18 protein-coding genes are annotated in these 18,271 nt (G+C 62.8%); 7 read left to right on the forward strand and 11 right to left on the reverse strand.

Translation table 11 applies throughout. The features are described 5' to 3' along the window. The first annotated feature begins 9 nt into the window (after positions 1-9). Positions 10-435 carry an HIT domain-containing protein gene (locus tag OCA5_RS15335; RefSeq protein ID WP_012562067.1) on the forward strand — a complete coding sequence of 142 codons (426 nt, stop codon included), beginning with the start codon at positions 10-12 and terminating at the stop codon, positions 433-435. A 282-nt stretch (positions 436-717) separates the two neighbouring features. Here the strand turns inward: OCA5_RS15335 and OCA5_RS15340 are convergent, their stop codons facing one another. The 8 genes from OCA5_RS15340 to OCA5_RS15375 form a co-directional block, all read right to left on the reverse strand. After that, on the reverse strand, positions 718-1,416 hold the full coding sequence (locus tag OCA5_RS15340; RefSeq protein ID WP_012562066.1) for an ABC transporter ATP-binding protein: 699 nt from the start codon (positions 1,414-1,416) through the stop codon (positions 718-720). Next, positions 1,413-3,254 carry a branched-chain amino acid ABC transporter ATP-binding protein/permease gene (locus OCA5_RS15345; RefSeq protein WP_012562065.1) on the reverse strand — a complete coding sequence of 614 codons (1,842 nt, stop codon included), beginning with the start codon at positions 3,252-3,254 and terminating at the stop codon, positions 1,413-1,415. The genes OCA5_RS15340 and OCA5_RS15345 overlap by 4 nt, the downstream gene beginning before the upstream one ends. A 13-nt stretch (positions 3,255-3,267) precedes the next feature. Next, the gene (locus OCA5_RS15350; protein ID WP_012562064.1) at positions 3,268-4,143 is read right to left on the reverse strand and encodes a branched-chain amino acid ABC transporter permease; all 876 of its coding nucleotides are present in this window, start codon (positions 4,141-4,143) and stop codon (positions 3,268-3,270) included. A 135-nt stretch (positions 4,144-4,278) separates the two neighbouring features. Continuing rightward, complete coding sequence (locus OCA5_RS15355; protein ID WP_012562063.1) at positions 4,279-5,628, reverse strand: substrate-binding protein; 1,350 nt, start codon at positions 5,626-5,628, stop codon at positions 4,279-4,281. A 546-nt stretch (positions 5,629-6,174) separates the two neighbouring features. Further along, positions 6,175-7,008 (reverse strand): TonB family protein, encoded by an 834-nt coding sequence (locus tag OCA5_RS15360; protein ID WP_012562060.1) that lies wholly within the window; start codon positions 7,006-7,008, stop codon positions 6,175-6,177. Positions 7,009-7,020: 12 nt separating this feature from the next. Beyond that, entirely contained in the window at positions 7,021-7,536 is a 516-nt protein-coding gene (gene hutX / locus OCA5_RS15365) for a heme utilization cystosolic carrier protein HutX (RefSeq protein ID WP_013913360.1), read from the reverse strand. 1 nt (position 7,537) lies between these two features. Then, positions 7,538-7,873, reverse strand: coding sequence for a heme-degrading protein HmuQ (hmuQ, locus tag OCA5_RS15370; protein ID WP_012562058.1), 336 nt, complete (start codon positions 7,871-7,873; stop codon positions 7,538-7,540). Positions 7,874-7,994: 121 nt separating this feature from the next. Beyond that, positions 7,995-10,352, reverse strand: coding sequence for a TonB-dependent hemoglobin/transferrin/lactoferrin family receptor (locus tag OCA5_RS15375; RefSeq protein WP_012562057.1), 2,358 nt, complete (start codon positions 10,350-10,352; stop codon positions 7,995-7,997). Positions 10,353-10,568: 216 nt separating this feature from the next. On the opposite strand from OCA5_RS15375, the gene hemP reads away from it, so the two are divergent. From hemP to OCA5_RS15400, 5 genes are all read left to right on the forward strand, one after another. Then, positions 10,569-10,781, forward strand: coding sequence for a hemin uptake protein HemP (gene hemP / locus OCA5_RS15380; RefSeq protein ID WP_012562056.1), 213 nt, complete (start codon positions 10,569-10,571; stop codon positions 10,779-10,781). Between the two features lie 11 nt (positions 10,782-10,792). Beyond that, positions 10,793-11,728, forward strand: coding sequence for a heme/hemin ABC transporter substrate-binding protein (locus tag OCA5_RS15385; protein WP_012562055.1), 936 nt, complete (start codon positions 10,793-10,795; stop codon positions 11,726-11,728). Continuing rightward, complete coding sequence (locus OCA5_RS15390; RefSeq protein ID WP_012562054.1) at positions 11,725-12,801, forward strand: FecCD family ABC transporter permease; 1,077 nt, start codon at positions 11,725-11,727, stop codon at positions 12,799-12,801. Before OCA5_RS15385 ends, OCA5_RS15390 begins: the two co-directional genes overlap by 4 nt. Beyond that, positions 12,798-13,598 carry a heme ABC transporter ATP-binding protein gene (locus tag OCA5_RS15395; RefSeq protein WP_012562053.1) on the forward strand — a complete coding sequence of 267 codons (801 nt, stop codon included), beginning with the start codon at positions 12,798-12,800 and terminating at the stop codon, positions 13,596-13,598. Before OCA5_RS15390 ends, OCA5_RS15395 begins: the two co-directional genes overlap by 4 nt. 170 nt (positions 13,599-13,768) lie before the next feature. Next, entirely contained in the window at positions 13,769-14,332 is a 564-nt protein-coding gene (locus OCA5_RS15400) for an HdeD family acid-resistance protein (RefSeq protein WP_012562052.1), read from the forward strand. Positions 14,333-14,460: 128 nt separating this feature from the next. Here the strand turns inward: OCA5_RS15400 and OCA5_RS15405 are convergent, their stop codons facing one another. Further along, on the reverse strand, positions 14,461-16,404 hold the full coding sequence (locus tag OCA5_RS15405; protein WP_013913361.1) for a heavy metal translocating P-type ATPase: 1,944 nt from the start codon (positions 16,402-16,404) through the stop codon (positions 14,461-14,463). Between the two features lie 72 nt (positions 16,405-16,476). Continuing rightward, positions 16,477-16,704 (reverse strand): heavy-metal-associated domain-containing protein, encoded by a 228-nt coding sequence (locus OCA5_RS15410; RefSeq protein ID WP_012562050.1) that lies wholly within the window; start codon positions 16,702-16,704, stop codon positions 16,477-16,479. Between the two features lie 119 nt (positions 16,705-16,823). Between OCA5_RS15410 and OCA5_RS15415 the strand changes: the two genes are divergently transcribed. Then, complete coding sequence (locus OCA5_RS15415) at positions 16,824-17,741, forward strand: LysR family transcriptional regulator (RefSeq protein ID WP_012562049.1); 918 nt, start codon at positions 16,824-16,826, stop codon at positions 17,739-17,741. A 43-nt stretch (positions 17,742-17,784) separates the two neighbouring features. Here the strand turns inward: OCA5_RS15415 and OCA5_RS15420 are convergent, their stop codons facing one another. Continuing rightward, complete coding sequence (locus OCA5_RS15420; protein WP_012562048.1) at positions 17,785-18,258, reverse strand: hypothetical protein; 474 nt, start codon at positions 18,256-18,258, stop codon at positions 17,785-17,787. Positions 18,259-18,271 lie beyond the last annotated feature (13 nt).

Raw genomic sequence — 18,271 nt, forward strand, 5'->3', positions numbered from 1 at the left:
GACATCGAGATGGCGACCTACGACGACCAGAACATCTTCGCGAAAATCCTGCGCGGCGAACTGCCCGCTTTCAAAGTGTTCGAGAACGATCACACCTTCGCCTTCATGGACATCATGCCGCGCTCGCCGGGGCATACGCTCGTCATTCCGAAGGCGCCCGCGCGCAATCTGCTCGACATCAGCGAGGCTGATTTCCTCGAAGTCGCACGCACCACGCGCCACATCGCGCCTGCTGCGATGAAAGCCTTCGCCGCCGACGGCCTCATCATCCAGCAGTTCAGCGAGCCCGCGAGCGGTCAGGTCGTCTTCCATCTGCACATGCACATCATGCCGGTGAAGGAAGGCGTGCCGCTGCTGCCGCCGCAAAGCCGCAAGGAAGATTTCAAGGTGCTGGAGGAGCACGCCGCACGCCTCATCGCCGCACTGAAAGGCTGACGACGGGCTGTGCCGGACCATCAGCGGACTGCGCTGGGTTGTCCGCGGGATCGTATCGCGGAGACACGCGGCGCGGCGAGGAAGGAGGCGTTGTAAATTTCGTCGCCGCACCACCACACGACTTTGGCTTCCGCTGTCGCGCCTCCAGATTCCGTCCTCTTGCGGCGAGAATTCACCGGCACCGGGCCAGTCAAAATTGACACAATAAAAACACACTAAAAAACGGGGCCGAACGGGCCCCGTTTTGGTGATGTCTTCTAACTGTTTCCGGCGAGCGCGGCGTCAGACGCCGAGATAACGCTGCAGCAGTTCGGGCTGCTTCTTGAGCTCATCGGCATCGCCTTCATGGACGATGTGACCATTGTTGATGATGTAGACGCGTTGCGCGAGCGCGAGCGTCGCCGCAAGGTTCTGCTCCACCAGCACGATCGTTTGTCCCGCCGCCGCAAGATCGCGGCAGGCGTTGACGAGATCGCGCACGATGACGGGCGCAAGGCCCTCGAACGGCTCGTCGAGCAGGATGATCTCCGGGTCACGCACCAGCGCACGCGCGATCGCAAGCATCTGCTGCTCACCGCCCGACAGATCCGTACCGCGATTGTCGCGCCGCTCCTTGAGCCGCGGGAACATCTCGTAGATGCGCTCCAGCGGCCATTTGTTCTGCGCGGTGATGCCGGCGAGGACGATATTTTCCTCGACGTTGAGGCTGCCGAAAATGCGCCGATCCTCGTGCACAAGCTGCATGCCTGCCTGCGCGATGAGGTGGCTCTTCTTGCCTGCGATCTCCTGCCCGTTGAAGAGGATCGATCCCGAGCGCGGCGTGACGACGCCCATCAGGCTCTTCAGCGTGGTGCTCTTGCCCGCGCCGTTGCGGCCGAGCAACGCGACCACCTCGTGGCGCTGCACATTCAGCGAAACATCGAACAGAATGTGCGAGTCGCCGTAATACGAATTCAGTCCCTTGACCTCGAGCAGACTCATTCGAGAACTCCCCCGAGATACGCTTCCTGGACTTTCGGATTGCTCTTGATTTCTTCCGGCGTGCCTTCGACGAGCACACGGCCCTCCTGCAGAACGGTCACTTTCTCAACAAGCTCGAACAGTGAATCCATGTCGTGATCGATCACGATCAGGGTGCGTCCCTTCGCGATCGACTTGAGAAGCTTCACCGTCTCCACACGTTCCTGCGGGCTCATGCCGGCGAGCGGCTCATCGAGGAGCAACAGGCTCGGCGAGTTAGCAAGCGCAAGACCGATTTCAAGCCGTCGCTTCTCACCATAGGCAAGCTCGGAGACCGGCACGTCTGCGCGCTCGGTGAGATTGACCATGGCGAGCGTCCGGTTGACCTGGTCGGTCAATCCCGAAACGCTGTCGATGCGTCGGAACATATCGAGGCGGAATTTGCCACGCAGTTCGGCGAGCACGGCGATGATGAGGTTTTCGCGAACCGTAAGTCGCGAGAACAACTGGTTGACCTGATAGCTCTTGGTCAGGCCGAGCTGGCAAACATCGGTCACGGTCTTGCCGGTGATGTCGTTGCCCTCAAAGGTGATGGTGCCGGAGGTGGGCACCACCTCGCAGGTCAGCATCTTGAAGAAGGTCGACTTGCCGGCGCCGTTCGGGCCGATGATGCCGCGACGCTCACCCGGGTTCACCGAAAAATTGATATCGCTGTTGGCGACGAGACCACCGTAGCGCTTGGTGAGACCCGAAGCCTGCAGGATCGGTCCGGTGAAGCTCGCGGCGCCGCGTTCGCGCGGCGGCATGGCAAGCGCTTCGACATTCACGGCGGGCGTGACGCTGGTGCTCTGGGCGGCGGCTTCTGCCGCGGCAGCCCTCGCCGCATCGCGCCGCGTCACCAGGTTATAAAGATCGACAATGCCGCCGATGATGCCACGACGCAGGAAGCAGACCAGCAACACGAAGATGACACCCAGCACGAGCTTCCACGCCGCACCGAGACCAAGCGCTGCCTGCAGGAAGTCCTGCAGGAACAGCCACACGCCTGCGCCGAGCAGCGGACCGAACAGCGTGCCGGTGCCGCCGATGGCGGTCATCATCACGAGCTCGGCCGAGGTGTGGAACATGAAGGCATCCGGCGGCATGAAGGCCTGCATGACGCCAAGCAGGCCGCCCGCGAAACCGGCATAGGCCGCGGCAATGACGAACGCCGTCAGCTTGTAGCCGTGAACGTTGTGGCCCACTGCGACCGCACGCAACGGATTGTCGCGGATCGCGCGCAGCACCGCACCAACCGGCGAGCGCACGATGCGCAGCGCGGCGACGATGCCGATGAAGTACCAGAACGCGAGGAAGCCGTAGAGCGACCAGCCACTCGTGAAGTGCAGCGTGGTGAAGCCGAGATCGAACGACGGGCTCGGCACACCCGGCAGGCCGTTCTCGCCGCCGGTCCACTCCGATAGTGGATTGAACTCGACGAAGAAGAACACCTCGGCAATCGCCACCGTGATCATGGCGAAATAGATACCGGTGCTGCGCAGCGCGATAAGGCCGACCAGATAGCCAACCGCCGCCGCGGCAATCATGCCGATGAACAGCGCCGTCACCACATGCGGGAAGCCGGCGATGGTCAACAGATAGGCCGCAACGAAACCGCCGGTGCCGTAGAGCGCCGACTGTCCGAAGGACAACAGGCCGGTGAAGCCGAACAGGATATCGAAGCCGATGCCGAACAGGCCCCACACCAGAATGCGGTTCACCGTGTTCGGTGCGAAGCCGAGATGGGGCAGTATGAATGGCGCGAGGATCAGGCCGATGGCCGTGAGCGTCTCGACAAGGTATGGGCGTTGCTTGAGCATGGAGGAACCGTTTCTAGGCCCGGCTTTGCGTGCCGAACAGGCCGTGCGGCCGTAGCACCAGCACCAGCGTCATCGCTGCGAACAGCATGACGTAGGCGTAGCCTGGGTTGATCATGGAAGTGATGCTGATGATCTCGCCTGCAATCAGGCCGCCCAAGATGGCGCCGGGGAATGAACCCACACCGCCGATCACCACCACGACGAACGTCTGCACGAGAATGGCGTCGCCCATGTCGGGGGTCAGCGACACTACCGGAGCATTGGCGATGCCCGCAAAGCCCGCCGCCATGGCGCCGATGCCGAACACGATCATGAAGACACGGTAGATGTTGATGCCGAGCGTGCTCACCATCACGGAGTCCTCGATACCGGCGCGAACGATCATGCCGATACGAGTGCGATAGAGCACGAGGTACAGCGACAGCAGCGCCACCGTGATGATCCCCACCAGCGCGAGGCGGTAGGTCGGGTAATACATGAAACCGAGCGAGGTGATGCCGCTGAAGATCTTCGGCGGCGGCACCGTCAGCGACAGGCTGCCGAAGAAGAAGCGCACCAGTTCAACGATGCAGATGCCGATGCCGAACGTCACCAGCAACTGATCTTCATCCGGTCGCCCATAGAAATATCTGATAATGACGCGCTCGATCAGCACACCCGCGACCATGACGAACAGCGAGCCCCCGAGCACCGCTGCGATGAATGAATCGGTGTAGGTGTAAGCGACATAACCGGCATAGCCGCCAAGCATAAACATCGCGCCATGGGCGAGGTTCAAGACGCCAAGGGTGCCGTAGATGATCGTCAGGCCCGACGAGATCAGCGCAAGCAGCGCGCCGAGCACCAGCCCGTTGAACAACTGCGAAACAAAATTCGGCCAATTAATCACGTGTTTCCCGCCACGAATTTTTGAGAAGCTGCCATCTCGTCCTTGCGGCGGATGGTGGCGTCTGTCCCGGGTGATCCCGCCGGACCCGGCGCCTGATGCGAAACATCAGGCGCCGGCCGAACGGAACGAGTGCGATCAGGTGTAATCGCCGAGCTTGCAACCGAACGCATCCGGCTTCTGGATCACCTTGTCGCCGGGGACGATTTCTACGATCTCGTAGTAATCTTCCTTGTTCTTCATGTCGGACGGCTTCTTGCCGCGGACGATGATGACCGGACGCACGCACTGGTGATCTTCGGGCCGGTAGTGCACATCGCCGACCAGCGAAGGAATGGTCTCACCCTTCTCGTAGGCCTTGATGATGTCCGGCGGATAGAAGCTCTTCGCTTCCTCGGCCATGCGAGCCCAGTGCACGAAGCCCATGTAAGCGTTCTCCGCACCCCACTCCGGCTTGTAGCCGTACTTCTTCTCGAAGGAGTCGTTGAACATCTTGGCAAGCGGGAACTGCTCTTCCAGGGTCCACCAGTAGTCGGTAGCCGCATAGACGCCGGCCAGCAGACCGCCGCCGACTTCGCGCGCGAGGAACGGCACCTGGTAAGGCACGACAAGCTTCATCTTGTCGAAGATGCCGAACTGCTTCGCCTGCTGGGTCGACAGCACGCAGTCATGACCCCAGTTGACGTTGATGAGAACGTCCGCACCGGAGTTCGCGACGTTCAGGAGGTACGAGGAGTAGTCGGGGGCGCCGAGCGGCGAGACCTGGTTGGTGACCGTGGTCCAGCCCTGACCCTTCAGGTAGTTCTCGACCGACGCCGTGGTGGTGTGACCATAGGTGTAGTCCGGCGTGAGATAGGCGGCCTTCTTGTTCTTGCCGAAGGTCTTGATGATGGTCGGACCGATCGCGTTCGCCGCCATTTCGCCGTAGAAGCACTGGCGGAAGCCGTAGCGGACGCAGTCCTTGCCGGTGGTGTCGTTCGAACCGGAGATGCCGGCGACGTACATCACCTTCTCGCGCTGGGCGAGCTTGTTGAGCGCAACCGCGACCGCCGACGAGGTCGAACCGGTCATCAGCACCACCTTGTTCTCGGTGATGAAGCGCTGCTGTGCCTGCACGGCGATGTTCGGCTTGGCGCCGCTGTCGGCGACGACCAGCTTGATTTCCTTGCCGAGAACGCCCTTCGAGGTCTTCGGCGACAGCTTCTTGACGAGTTCGTGACCCGTGTTGAGGTGCTCGACCGCGAGCTCCCAGCCCTTCAGTTCGTCTTCGCCCTGAACGGCATAAGTGCCGGTGCGCGGCACGGCCACGCCGAACGTAACCGTGCTTCCGGAGGAGCCGGCGGGATAGGTGCCGATCGCAGGGTTATCCGCGAAAACCGGCATCGTCAGTCCGCCCGTCAGAGCAAGACCGCCAGCGAGACCGGCGCTCCCGCGCAGCATCGCACGGCGAGAAATGTCAGAGTTGTAGAATCCGTTTATTTTCGTCATCGCTAAACCTCCCAGACATATTATCGTTGCAACTTATTTTGAGCTCGCAAACCTCAGATGAAATTTTGCTGCTCTTGTTGATATTTATGTCGGTTCCTTTGAATTCCTTTCATGCCAATTCTGTCAAGGTCACTTTGGTCGAAGCGCGGCATCTCATCATTTCGACGAAAGGCGTGTGGCCCGCTGCGCACAAATCGCAAAACCTGCGAAAAACCCAGCTTCCACGCGGTTTTCATTTGATTGCATGCAATTGAGCGAACTTATCCGTTAGGATGATGCGCTCCCTAGCCGCACCATTTTCGGATTCCGGACTGTCCCTGTGGACTGTCTCTGTCTGGGTCGTGTTGCGACCTTTCGAGAGCGCTTCCTCGACACGCGCCGGGTCAGGGGAAAGTCACTCCCGCTCTGCAACATGAACGGCTTTGCAAGTTTGCCGACGAAGGTCGAACGCCCGCCGCAAAGGCTCGATACGACCTATTTTTACGTAGACCCGGCATCGACGGCCGGTTGCGCGGCAATCAGCGGCACAATCGTGGGCGGTCTTCCCTAGCGGATGACGAAGCCGACCGGGATGGTGAAGCTCATGCTGCTCACGGTGATTTCCGGCGGAAAGGACGGCAGGGGCTGCGCCCGGCGGATCATTGCCAGGGTTTCCGCATCGAGGCTGCTGTTCCCTGACGAACCGGTCAACCGGCTCGAGAGGACATGGCCCGAGCGGTTAACCGTAAACGTCAATCGTGCGACACCGCGGACCCCGGCCGCACGCAGTTCCGGCGGATATCGCTTGTAGCGCTGCAAATGTGCGGCCAGCCGCTCGCGGTAGGACGGCAGGGCATTGGCCATCGCCTGGGCGCCGACCCGGCTCGAGGCGGCCTGATGCGCGCGCTGCTCGGCCCGCCGCGATGCCGTGGTCTTCGGCGCGGGCGTGCGGTCGGTATGGGTTTTCTTCTTCTCGACCGGCTTGCGGGTTTGTGGAGCCTCCTTCTCGGCTTCGCTCTTCACCGGCTCCTTCTCCGTGACCGGCGCCTTCTCGGCCTTGGGCTGCGCGGCAGGCAGAACGAGATCGGAATCCATTGGCGGCAGGACCGGAGCAAAGGCCTCCTCGGCTGCGGCAGGCTTCGCGGCTGTGGTTGCGGAATCCGATTCCTGCATCACCGGACCCGGCGCGAGATCGAGTTCGGTCTCCTGCGGAGAGACGGAGACAAGCGACAATTCGATGATGGCGGGGGGAAGGTGCGCGCCCAGAGGCTGCGGCGGCTCCGGCCAAAGAGTCCAGCCGATCACCACAAGACCATGCAACGCCGTTACGAGCAGGGCCGACATCGTCCAGCGATAGACATCGGCCCGCTCACGATCATCAAACATCATTACGGCGGTCATGGACGCGGCCGCCTATCCAACGGGCTCCGAGACGAGCGCCCGGAAGCGTGCGAGTTGGTCGGATCGAAGCGCGCCGCCCTCCTCGCGGCCAACGAACACCTTGTACATGATGCCGCCATCGACATTGACGAAGGCGATGAACGCCGACGCCTTGCCGCGGAAGCTACGCTCGACGAAGGCAATGGTCGCGCAACGCTGCGGGCGGAAATGCCCGTGCAGGCCCTTCGGCTGCATCAGGTTGAAATAGCCGTGGCCCATCGCGCCATTCGGAATCTCGCCGGTGAATTCGAAGATCGCGTCCTCGGTGTGAACGATGAACGTGATTTCTCCCCATCCGGCGATGTCCTGCATCACCGCCTCGAACCGGTCACCCGGCACGAAGCGGCGCATGGCGTCCGGCAGAGCCTCGAGCACGGCGCGGGGCATCACGCCATGCTCACGCGCGGCATCCTCGATCACCGCGCCGGGATTGTCGGCCATGTACTGGCGGAGGCTCGCCATGCCCTCTGCCGTTGAGGTCGCTGTCATCTCAAGCCGCCACCTTGGCGTTGCGCTCGGTCTGGATGATCTCGAACCCCTCGAACTTCGGATGGCCGAGATAGAGGCTATTGCCGGTGCTGTTCTCGGCGCGGGCATGCGACTTGCGGAACTGCTCCGACTTGGTCCAGCCTTCGAACGCAGCCTTGCTCGCCCAGATCGTGTGGGTGGCATAGAGCTGATGATCCTCGGCGACCGGGCCGCGCAGCAGATGAAACTCGATGAAGCCTTCGAGCTCGCCGAGATAGGTCTCGCGGTTCGCCCACAAGGTCTCGAATGCCTGCTCGGAACCCTTCCTCACCTGAAACCTGTTCATTGCAATATACATAGCGATGCCTCCTTTACGGTGCAGCGGACAATCCGCTCCCAAAATCTTGTTTTTTTTGACGCACGATGCCGCGCAGAAAAATCTGCGCGGCCCGCCGTTCAACCGATGACAGTCGTTCGGTCTAACCTCCGAAATGATACTTCAGGCTACCCTTGAAGACGATACCCGCACCGGCGCTCGCCCACTTGACGTCGTTTTGGGTCGACGTGGTGTCGCTCCCGGTCGGCACCGCGTAGGGGCGATAGTACTGGTTAAGCAGGTTTTCGACCGACCCGATCAACGTCAGATTCTTGGTCGGCTTCACCGACAGATAGACATTCACGAGGTCGTAGGACGTTGCCGGAAGGAAGTTCGCCGGGATATCGGTGTTGCCCTTCACGTTGGTCCACATCACGCTGGCAACGACCCGCCCCTCGTCGAAACGAACACCGGCAGTGGTGGTGATCTTTTGCGACGGAATGCTGTAGAGGCCGATACCGGTCTGGGTGTTCTTGCCTTCCGTGAAGCTGCCCGACACGCCCAGGAACCACAGATTGGCATCATACATCGTCTCGGCTTCGAAACCGCGAATCCGCGCCGCTGCAATGTTCTGATACTGATAGCACTGCCCCATCGGTGCGGGACATGCGAACTGGATCGCATCAATGAAGTCCGTCACGTCATTCTGGAAGACGTTGAACTTGCCGCGGAAGCTGTCGCCTGCCGTGAACAGGTCGTTCTTCTTGACGTTAAGGCCGATCTCCTTGTTCTTGCCGACTTCCGGACGAAGGTTCGGATTCGGCAGGAAGCAGAAGAAACCACGCGAACCGTCGGGACACTGTGCAGTATCGCCCTGACCCGGGCCGCTCGCGACGTGAGATCCCGCCACCAGCGTTTCGGTGATCGAAGGCGCACGATAGCCCTCAGAGTAGCTGATGTAAGGCGTGACCACATGGGTCGGCAGAAGACCCAACGTCACCTTCGGCGAGAACCGGTCGCCGCTGGTGCCGCCGATGTTGGAAGACAAGCGGTAGTTGTCGTAACGGACCGCGCTGATCAACTCGGCCCATGACGCGTAGTTCAGCTTCCACTGCACGAAGCCGCCGGTGACGGTGCGCTCGCCGCCGGGCGTGGTCGCATCGGAGTTGCCGCTCTTGTCGTAGGTCGACACGCGATCACGGAAACCATCGGCACCGTAGGTGAAGGCATGACGCCATTCACCGGACTCGATGCGTGAGGTGTTGTAGGCGTCGAAACCATAAGTATCGATCAGGTAACTGCGCGGATCGCCGACACAACCGGTGATATCGGTACCGGGAGCCACACCCGCACAGCCGCCCGAAGACCCACCCGTGTTATGCGCAACCTTGATCTGATCGTTCTCGGTGCGATTCCAGTAAATCCTGGCGTTCCAGTCGAACAACTGATCATCGGGTTGCGAGTAGGTCCAGCCCAGCGTCGTCGTGTAGTTCTTGACGTTGGTGGCATAGATCGACGTGCCGGTGAGGTTGTTGCTCCCGTTCGGATTGGTCGAATTGGGATCGCCCGCCTTACGCGCGGGCTGGCCGACATTGTAGATGTTTTCCTGGTAGATCGTGCCGAGCTTGACCTCATGGCCATCGGCAGGACGCACAGTCAACTTGGCGATGCCGCTCGAAAGCCTGTTCCAGGTATTTGGAATTTGGTAGCCCGTGCCGTCGCGATAATTATCCTGCGTCGAGTAAGTGCCGCCGGCAAAGATATCGACGTTGGGATTGATGCGCGCTCCCGCAAAGATCGAGCCAAGCGCACGGCCGTGGTTGGAGCCGAGCACCGTGTGCATGTCGACGCCCCAGCGTTCGCCGGCTCGCACCACGTCATCGATATCCTTGGTACGGAACGAGGCAACACCACCGATCGCACCCGAACCGTAGATGTTCGCGGTCGGACCGCGGACGATATCAATACCGCTGATCAGTTCAGGATTGAGGAAGAACGAGCCGTTCGCGAAATGGCCCGTACGTTGATAGTTCTGGCGCGCGCCATCGACGATGAAGGCAACGCGGCCGAAGTCCTGCAAGCCACGGATGTTGATCGAGGTCGACGGCTCATCGCCGCGATCCTGCGTCCACACGCCCGGAATATTGTAAATCAGATTGCCGATGGTGCTCGCCTGCATCACCTCAATCTGTTCCGGCGTAACGACGCTGACCGGCGCCAGCGCATCGACGGCACGCTCCTCGGTCTTCGATGCAGTCACCGTGATCATATCGAGCGGCTGCGGCACGCGCGGGTCGACCGCCTGGGCGCGCGCATCACGCACCTCCGGCGACATCGCTGCTGCCTGCGGCTTTTGCCGTTTGGCAGACACCGCACTGTTTTGATTGGACGAAGCAGCCTGCGACACCGTGACCGGCGCCACCTGATCTTCCGCATGCGCGCTGATCGCGCCGCCAAGACTTAAAGCCGCAAGAGATACACCCCACGCAAGCGCACGCGCGCTGCTGGTAACGATTGCCATTACCCGCCCCCAGATTCTTCAAAACTGCTGGAAAGGCTGGCTTGCGGCTGCACTCGGGCAACGGCTTGCTGGCATCGCCTGCAGAGTCACCCTGCAGGAACTTCCATCCTGATCGCTAAAGGGCAGCTTGCGCACGGTCAAGCCGAGAGCGGCCACCTTATAGTGATTGTAAAGTAGCATGCTTGGAAGCGGCGTTGCGATTTCGATAGAAAGTTCATGAAGAAGGCTCCGACCAAGCTCATGAACGATACGACAGATCAAACGCCCCGACCCTCCGTCGACACATCCACCCGGCAGGTTCTGATCAACGGAAACCGCATGGATAGCGCCGACCTCTTTCGCTCCGCACGCGAACTTCTCATATCGCACGGCGAGGAGACCTATCGGTTGAGGCTTACCTCGCAGAACAAATTGATCCTGACAAAATAGGCGGACTGATCGTGTTTGCATTCCGGCTGCAGAAGCCTCTCGCCTCCCTTTTGTCCGCTGCATTGGCAGCCACGGTCATCTGCTGCCAACCCGCTTATTCCGGCGAGGCGCCGGCGAAGCGCATCGTTTCCGTGGGCGGGGCGGTGACGGAAATCCTTTATGCACTCGGCCTCGAGGACCGTATCGTCGGCGTCGACAGCACGAGCCTTTATCCGAGCAACGCTCTCTCGACCAAAGCCAATGTCGGCTACATGCGCCAGCTCTCGCCCGAGGGCGTTCTCGGCCTCGCACCCGACCTTATTCTCGCGATCGAAGGCTCGGGTCCTGCCTCGACGCTCGACGTGCTGCGCCAAGCCAAGGTGTCGCTGAAGATCGTCCCCGACCGCTACACCGAAGACGGCTTGATTAATAAGATCAAGTTCATTGCCCGCGAGATGAAGGTCGAGGCGCGCGGCGAATGCCTCGCCACAGCGGCCGCCGCCGATCTCGCCGCGATCAAGGAACTTCGCAGCCATATCGGCCACAAGGCGCGAGTCATGTTCGTGATGTCGCTTCTGGACGGCCGGGCGATGGCTGCCGGGCGCAATACGGCGGCCGACGAAATCATTGCGCTTGCCGGCGGCACCAACGCCATCGACGGCTATGACGGCTACAAAACCATCAGCGAGGAAGCGATCATCGCGGCCAAGCCGGAGGTGATTCTGGCCATGCAGCGCGGCAAGGATTCGCTCAATGCCGATGCGGTGTTCTCGACGCCGGCTTTCAAGCTGACACCGGCCTCCGCCTCGAAATCCTTCATCGCCATGGATGGCCTCTATCTCCTCGGCTTTGGTCCGCGCACGGCCGCGGCCGCGCATGATCTCGCAAGCGACCTCTATCCATCCATCAGCAAGGAAGCCGCTCACTGGGCATCGCGCGTCGCCACAGCCGACTGCCGCAAGCTATGAGCGCGCTGACCACTCGCGGCTCGGGCAAATCCTTTCTGCGCCGGCCGCCTGCCGTACCGACACTTCTTGCGTTGTTCAGCCTGCTGGCACTGGCACTTGTCGTGTCCGCGACCGTTGGCGCTGCCAACATTCCGCTGCACCGGCTGTGGCCGGCGCTCGGCATTGGCACGCCCGATGGCGCCTTGATCGATCGCGACCAGCTTGTGCTTTACTCCATTCGGCTGCCGCGCCTCGTCTGCGCCGCGATGATCGGTGCCTTGCTCGCGATGGCGGGCGCGCTGATGCAGGGCCTGTTCCGCAACGCGCTTGCGGACCCAGCATTGGTTGGCGTCTCGAGCGGCGGCGCTTTTGCAGCGGCACTCACCATCGTCATCAGCGATACGCTGCTTGCCGGTCATGCTTATTTCGGGCTCGACATGCTGCCATTCGCGGCCTTTGTCGGCTCGCTTATCACAACGTTCGCGCTCTACCGGATCGCAAGCTCTTCCGGGCGAACCTCGGTCGCGGTCTTCCTGCTGGCCGGGCTTGCCATCGCGGCGCTCGCCAACGCCGGCATCGGGCTTCTGGTGTTCATCGCCGACGACAGACAATTGCGCGACATCACGTTCTGGCTGCTCGGCTCGCTCAGCGGCGCAACCTGGGCCAAAGCCGCGATGCTCGTGCCCGCGCTCGTGGCAATGCTGATCGCGCTTCCCCTTCTCGCGCGGCCGCTCGATCTGCTGGTGCTGGGCGAGGCCGAAGCCTTTCATGCCGGCGTTGCGGTCGAGCGCACCAAGCGCATCGCCATCGTACTCGTCTCCGCGATGACGGGCGTGTCCGTCGCCGTCTGCGGGATCGTCGGGTTTGTCGGCATCATCGTGCCGCATCTCCTGCGAATCTCGATCGGGCCCGGCCATCGGCTTCTTCTGCCTGCCTCCGCACTTTTGGGTGCCGTACTGATGGTGACAGCCGATAGCTGCGCGCGAATCATCGCCGCCCCCGCGGAAGTGCCGATCGGCATTCTGACGGCAGCGGTCGGCGCGCCGTTCTTTCTGGTTCTGTTGTTGCGCCAGCGAGCTCTGGTCGGGCTATGAACGCCGTGCTGCAGCTTCGCTCCGCCTCCTACCGCGTGAAGGACGCGGTGCTGCTCGATCAGATCAGCGTCGATTTCAGGCCGGGAGAGACCGTCGCCATCGTCGGCCCGAACGGTGCGGGAAAATCAACCCTGCTGCGGCTCATTTCCGGCGATCTCAGCCCGTCGTCGGGACACGTTCAGCTTCTCGGCCGGGATATCTCCGCTTACGCTCCGCGCGATCTCGCCAAGCGCCGCTCGGTTCTCTCCCAGCACGTCAATGTCAGCTTTCCGTTCACGGTCGAGGAAGTGGTGCGCATGGGCGGTGAGGGCCACGCCGACGCCGAGAGTAACGGCCTGATCGATTCGCTGCTCGACGAAGTCGAACTCGCAGCCCTGCGGCATCGGGAGTTTCCGACGCTGTCCGGCGGCGAGCAGCAGCGCGCGCATTTCGCTCGCACTCTGTTGCAGCTTGCGCTCGGCGAGCGGACACACGGCAAGGGCGTACTGCTTCTTGACGAGCCGACCTCGAGCCTCGACCTGCGCCACCAGATCAAGCTTCTCGACCTCGCCCGCTCAAAAGCGCGGGAGGGCGCGGCCGTGATTGCGGTTCTGCACGACCTCAATCTCGCAGCGCGCTTCGCCGACCGCATCATCGTCATGAAAAAGGGCACCATCGCCTGCGACGGTGACGCCACGACAAGCATCTCGGCCAAGGTGATGGCCGATGTGTTTTCCATCTCGGCCCCGATCCGGCAGACGCAACAAGCGCTGCCCTTCGTGCTTCAGCAGGACATGACCATCCTCGATCGCCCCTGAGCGGCTCGATGAGATAGGGGCCGGCCGAGATCGGCTGTCGGGGTACCCATTCCCCTTACGATCTATTGGCCGCACCGGGTTCCCTCACCCCGAGTCCGAGATCACCCGATATTGTTTCCGCTCGGAAGCGCAGTAACATCGCTACGCGTCCATCACTCGGGAGAAAAGCCATGAGCATTTCGAGCGGATCCCATCATAGTCTTGGCGGCGCCCTGCATTCGCTGCGCGCGAAGTGGGGTTGGATTCTCGCACTCGGCATTGTGTATATCGTCGCCGGAATTATCGCTCTCGGGAACGGGCTTCTCAGCACCGTTCTCTCCGTCGCGATTATCGGTGCGGTGATGTTCATTTCGGGTGTTTTTGAAATCATCAGCGCCTTCCAGATGAAGACCTGGAGCAGCTTCTTTCTCTGGATCGTTCTCGGCGCGCTCTACGCCCTCGCCGGCATCTTTGTTTGGGCTAATCCGCTGCTTGCGGCAGGCGCGCTGACGCTCCTGATCGGCATCGCCCTCATCGCCTCCGGCCTGGTACGGATTTTCCTCGCCTTCCGTCTGCCCGATACGGCACCGCGATTCTGGATCTGCCTGTCCGGCGCGATCACCGTGCTGCTCGGCGCGATCATTCTCAGCCAGTGGCCGGTCTCGAGCCTCTACGTCCTCGGGCTGTTTCTCGGGATCGATCTGCTGTTTGCCGGCTTCGGCTGGGTCGGAATGGCGCTCAAGCTCCGGCAGTAAGCAGCCACACGCCAGATAACAAAAACCCCGATGATCTTTCGATCATCGGGGTTTTGAACGATCTGCAATCGCAGAAAGTATTGGTTGAGCGGAGAGGTCTGTCAGCTAATACTCTCCGACGCAACGCCTCAGGCGTCGACAGGGCTGGTGCGTTCTTTCGCAGCCATGTTTCCGCGTTCCCGCGCCCCGCGCTTCCGGAGAGCGCGCGGGCGGCGCAGCAGGCGCATGCCGTTGAGGATCACCACCAGCACCGATAACTGGTGGACCAGCATGCCCTCGGCCATGTGGATGTCGCCGCTGAACACGCCCGCGAGCAGCCCGGCCACGGTCAGCAGCGCGATCACCAGGTTCTGGCGCATGTTGGAGAGTGTGGCGCGCGAGATTGCAACCGCCTCGGGCAGCTTGCCGAGGTCATTGGCCATCAGCGCGATGTCGGCGGCCTCGATCGCCACGTCGGAACCTGCCGCACCCATGGCGATGCTGGTATCGGCGGCAGCCAGGGCCGGTGCGTCGTTGATGCCGTCGCCGATCATCGCGACATGGCGGCCCTCGGCCTGGAAGGCGCGGATCAGCCTGAGTTTGTCCTCGGGCATCAGCCCGGCATGGACCTCGTCGATGTCCAGATCGGCGGCGATGGCGCGGGCGGCCTGCGGCTGGTCACCGGTCAGCATGGCGATGCGCTGGATGCCAGCCTCGCGCAGCCGGGCTATCGCCGGGGCGGCTGAAGGGCGCGGCTGATCCGACAGGCCCAGAATGCCGACGGCCCGCCCGTCCAGCGCGACGATTACCGGCGTGCGTCCGCGCGCGAGAAGCCCAGTCAGCGCGGCCTCGGCCGCGGCATCGAAGGCGATGCCCAGCCGGTCGAACAGTCGGCGGTTACCCGCTGCGATCCGACGCCCGGCATGGCGCACGACCAAGCCCATGCCGGCCAGTTCCTCGACCGCCTCCGGTGGCGGGATCTCGGCCTCGGCGCGGGCGGCGGCGACGATCGGGCGGCCCAGCGGGTGGTCCGAGCCCGACTCGGCAATCGCCGCCCAGTGCAGCAGCTCCGCCCGGTCGATGCCGGCCAGCGGCAAGACCTCGACCAGGCTCGGGCGCCCCTCGGTCAGCGTACCGGTCTTGTCGAGCGCCAACATGTCGATGCGCCCGGCGTTTTCCAGATGCTGGCCGCCCTTGATCAGTATCCCTGAGCGCGCCGCCCTTCCGATACCGGCGATGATGGAAACCGGGGTCGAGATCACCAGCGCCCCGGGGCAGGCCACCACCATGAGCGTCAGCGCGAGGCGGACATCCTGCGTCACCACCCAGGCGCCAAGCGCCAGCACCATGATTGCAGGCGTATACCATTGAGCAAAGCGTTCGATCATGCGCTGGCTGGGCGCGCGTTCCTCCTGTGCCTCCTCGACACGGCGGATGATGCGCGCCAGCGTGGTGTCGGCACCGACGCCGGTGGCGCGGATGCGCAGCAAGCCGTTCTCGGCGATGGTGCCGGCATAGACGCGCGCGCCTGGCGCTTTCTCGGCCGGGATCGGCTCACCGGTGATGGCGGCCTCCGAGACGGCGGCGTTGCCCTCCATCACCTCGCCATCGACGGGGATGCGCTGGCCCGCGCGCACCAGCACCGTCTCGCCGGGACGCACGGCACTGGCGGCGACCTCGACCGGCTGGCCGTCGCGGATGACCGTGGCGAGTTGGGGCGCGGCCTTCAAGAGATCGGCCAGCGCGCCACGGGTCTGACGCAGCGTGCGCGCCTCGAGCCAGGCGCCGAGCATGAACAGAAAGGTGACGGCTGCCGCCTCCCAGTATTCACCGATGATGAGCGCGCCGATGGCGGCGATGGTCACCAGCAGTTCGATGGACAGGTGGTGGATGCGCAGCGCCTGCAGCGCGCGCCACGCGATGTCGGCGCCTGCCAGCACCGCGGCCGCCACCATCAGCGCCGCCCACAGGTCGATGGCGCCGAAGCCCCAGCGCACCACCAGCCCGGCGCCGATCAGCGCCGCGCTGCCCAGCACTAGCCATTTGCGTCGCGTCGCCGGGTTGCGCAGCAGGGGAAGGATGCGGGTGATCATGTCAGATGCTCCCTTGCACAACAGGAGGATGACCGCCGGGGGTGGCGGCGGGACGGGGGTCAGAAGGTGAGGTCAGAAGGCCGTAGGGCGGGCGGTATAGCCTACGGATTTCACGGTCGAGACGAGGGCCTCGACCGAGGCGATCGCCGGATCGTATGCGATCTCGATGCGGCCGGTGTTGAAATGAACTTTCGCCATCGTGACGCCGGGCAGCGCCTTGAGCGCCTTCTCGATCTTGACCACGCAGGAGGGGCAGGAAAATTCGTCGCTGCGCAGGACGGTGTTGAGCGTGTCGGACATGGTTCTTTCCTTTGTCTTTTGTCTGCTCGGCCCGACCTCGGTCTGGACCTGACTTACAGGGTCGAGATAGGCTGTCCGTTGACGCACGGTTATTGGCAAATTATGCAAGGATTTCTTGCATGGATGCACAAGATCAGAACTGGGACGACTACCGCCTGTTCCTCGCTGTCGCGCAGGCGGGTTCGCTGTCGGGGGCGGCGCGGCTTTTGGGCGTCACCCATTCGACCGTGTTCCGCCGCCTTACCGGTTTCGAGAAAACCCTTGGCGTGCGCCTGTTCGAACGCCTGCCCTCGGGCTATGTCCTGACCGCGGCAGGCGAGGCGATGCAGCACGCGACGGCGCGCATCGACGACGAGATCGCCGCCGTCCGTCGCCGCGTGACCGGGCAGGACCAGCGGCTGAGCGGGCAGGTCCGCATCACCGCCACCGACATGCTGGCTATCAGCCTGCTGCCGCCACACCTGGCCGCGTTCCGCGTCGCCTGGCCGGGGATCGAACTGGAACTGCTGGTCTCGGACACGCGGCTTGACCTGACCCGGCGCGAGGCGGATATCGCGTTGCGCCTTGGCAATCCGGTGCAAGAAACGCTGGTCGGGCGCCGGATCGGGCGGCTGGCCTTCGCGGTCTATTGCGCGGCAGCGTACCATCGCGAGGGGATCGGTGAGGACCTAGCAAGCCATGACTGGATCGGCTTTGGCAGCGCCCATGCGCCCTTGCGGCAGGTGCTGGCCGAATGGCTGCCCGGCCTGCGCCCGCAATTTCGCACCAATTCGATCACGGCAGCGATCGCGGCGGCGCGGGTGGGGATCGGGCTTGCGGCGCTGCCCTGCGCCATCGCCGATCCCGATTCCGGCCTGCGGCGGGTGGCACCTTTCCCGGGTGATTTTCGCCTCGACCTGTGGCTACTCACCCACGAGGATCTGCGCCACACCGCCCGCATCCGCGCTTTCGTCGATTTCATGGCCGAGGCGCTAGCTGCGCAGGCCGACCTACTGGAGGGCCGCGGGCCGTTGGCCGAAAAACCGGCCGGAGCGTAATGCCTCGGCCGGCCGGCCCCTCTGGGCTTGCGCCTCGCGGATGTTAATCAAGTGTCTGCCACCCCGGGTGCTCGAAATGCTTGCCATAGGCATCGAGCGCATGAACGATCGCCGCTGCGCCCGGCTGCGCCTTGCCATTCTTCAGCGCCGCGACGCCCTCCATCACCTGTTCGAGGACGATGTGGAACTGCTCGTCAACCGCAGGTTCCAGGACGCAGTTCTCAACCATGAAATCGAGCTGCTTCTGCACATTGGCGGCCATCCCCCGCGCGGCGTCGGCCGACAGGGTGCCAGCGTGGATCGCGTCCAGGTTCGCGGCCATGGTGTCGCGGATCGCGGTCATGCCGGTGATCATGTTCTGATCGCCCTGCCACTTGGCGCCATTGTTCAGCACGATCTCAAGGGCCGAGGCATCATGGCCATTATGCGTGGCGGTCTGCGCGGCGGCGATTCCGGGCGCCCCCAATGCGAGGGCGAGGACCATGGTGAGGGTGGTGAGGAATTTGGCGGTTTGCATAGGTCTTCTCCTG

It is taken from the genome of Afipia carboxidovorans OM5, assembly GCF_000218565.1.
In the GTDB taxonomy this organism is placed as follows: domain Bacteria; phylum Pseudomonadota; class Alphaproteobacteria; order Rhizobiales; family Xanthobacteraceae; genus Afipia; species Afipia carboxidovorans.

Excerpts from the sequence above, each read along its gene's own strand:
- OCA5_RS15355 (WP_012562063.1), bottom strand. The coding sequence starts at position 5,628 with ATGACGAAAATAAACGGATTCTACAACTCTGACATTTCTCGCCGTGCG.
- OCA5_RS15410 (WP_012562050.1), bottom strand. The coding sequence starts at position 16,704 with ATGTCCGACACGCTCAACACCGTCCTGCGCAGCGACGAATTTTCCTGC.
- OCA5_RS15400 (WP_012562052.1), top strand. The coding sequence starts at position 13,769 with ATGAGCATTTCGAGCGGATCCCATCATAGTCTTGGCGGCGCCCTGCAT.
- hmuQ (WP_012562058.1), bottom strand. The coding sequence starts at position 7,873 with ATGTATATTGCAATGAACAGGTTTCAGGTGAGGAAGGGTTCCGAGCAG.
- OCA5_RS15340 (WP_012562066.1), bottom strand. The coding sequence starts at position 1,416 with ATGAGTCTGCTCGAGGTCAAGGGACTGAATTCGTATTACGGCGACTCG.
- OCA5_RS15420 (WP_012562048.1), bottom strand. The coding sequence starts at position 18,258 with ATGCAAACCGCCAAATTCCTCACCACCCTCACCATGGTCCTCGCCCTC.
- OCA5_RS15390 (WP_012562054.1), top strand. The coding sequence starts at position 11,725 with ATGAGCGCGCTGACCACTCGCGGCTCGGGCAAATCCTTTCTGCGCCGG.
- OCA5_RS15415 (WP_012562049.1), top strand. The coding sequence starts at position 16,824 with ATGGATGCACAAGATCAGAACTGGGACGACTACCGCCTGTTCCTCGCT.
- hemP (WP_012562056.1), top strand. The coding sequence starts at position 10,569 with ATGAAGAAGGCTCCGACCAAGCTCATGAACGATACGACAGATCAAACG.
- hutX (WP_013913360.1), bottom strand. The coding sequence starts at position 7,536 with ATGACAGCGACCTCAACGGCAGAGGGCATGGCGAGCCTCCGCCAGTAC.
- OCA5_RS15375 (WP_012562057.1), bottom strand. The coding sequence starts at position 10,352 with ATGGCAATCGTTACCAGCAGCGCGCGTGCGCTTGCGTGGGGTGTATCT.
- OCA5_RS15395 (WP_012562053.1), top strand. The coding sequence starts at position 12,798 with ATGAACGCCGTGCTGCAGCTTCGCTCCGCCTCCTACCGCGTGAAGGAC.
- OCA5_RS15345 (WP_012562065.1), bottom strand. The coding sequence starts at position 3,254 with ATGCTCAAGCAACGCCCATACCTTGTCGAGACGCTCACGGCCATCGGC.
- OCA5_RS15360 (WP_012562060.1), bottom strand. The coding sequence starts at position 7,008 with ATGACCGCCGTAATGATGTTTGATGATCGTGAGCGGGCCGATGTCTAT.
- OCA5_RS15405 (WP_013913361.1), bottom strand. The coding sequence starts at position 16,404 with ATGATCACCCGCATCCTTCCCCTGCTGCGCAACCCGGCGACGCGACGC.
- OCA5_RS15335 (WP_012562067.1), top strand. The coding sequence starts at position 10 with ATGGCGACCTACGACGACCAGAACATCTTCGCGAAAATCCTGCGCGGC.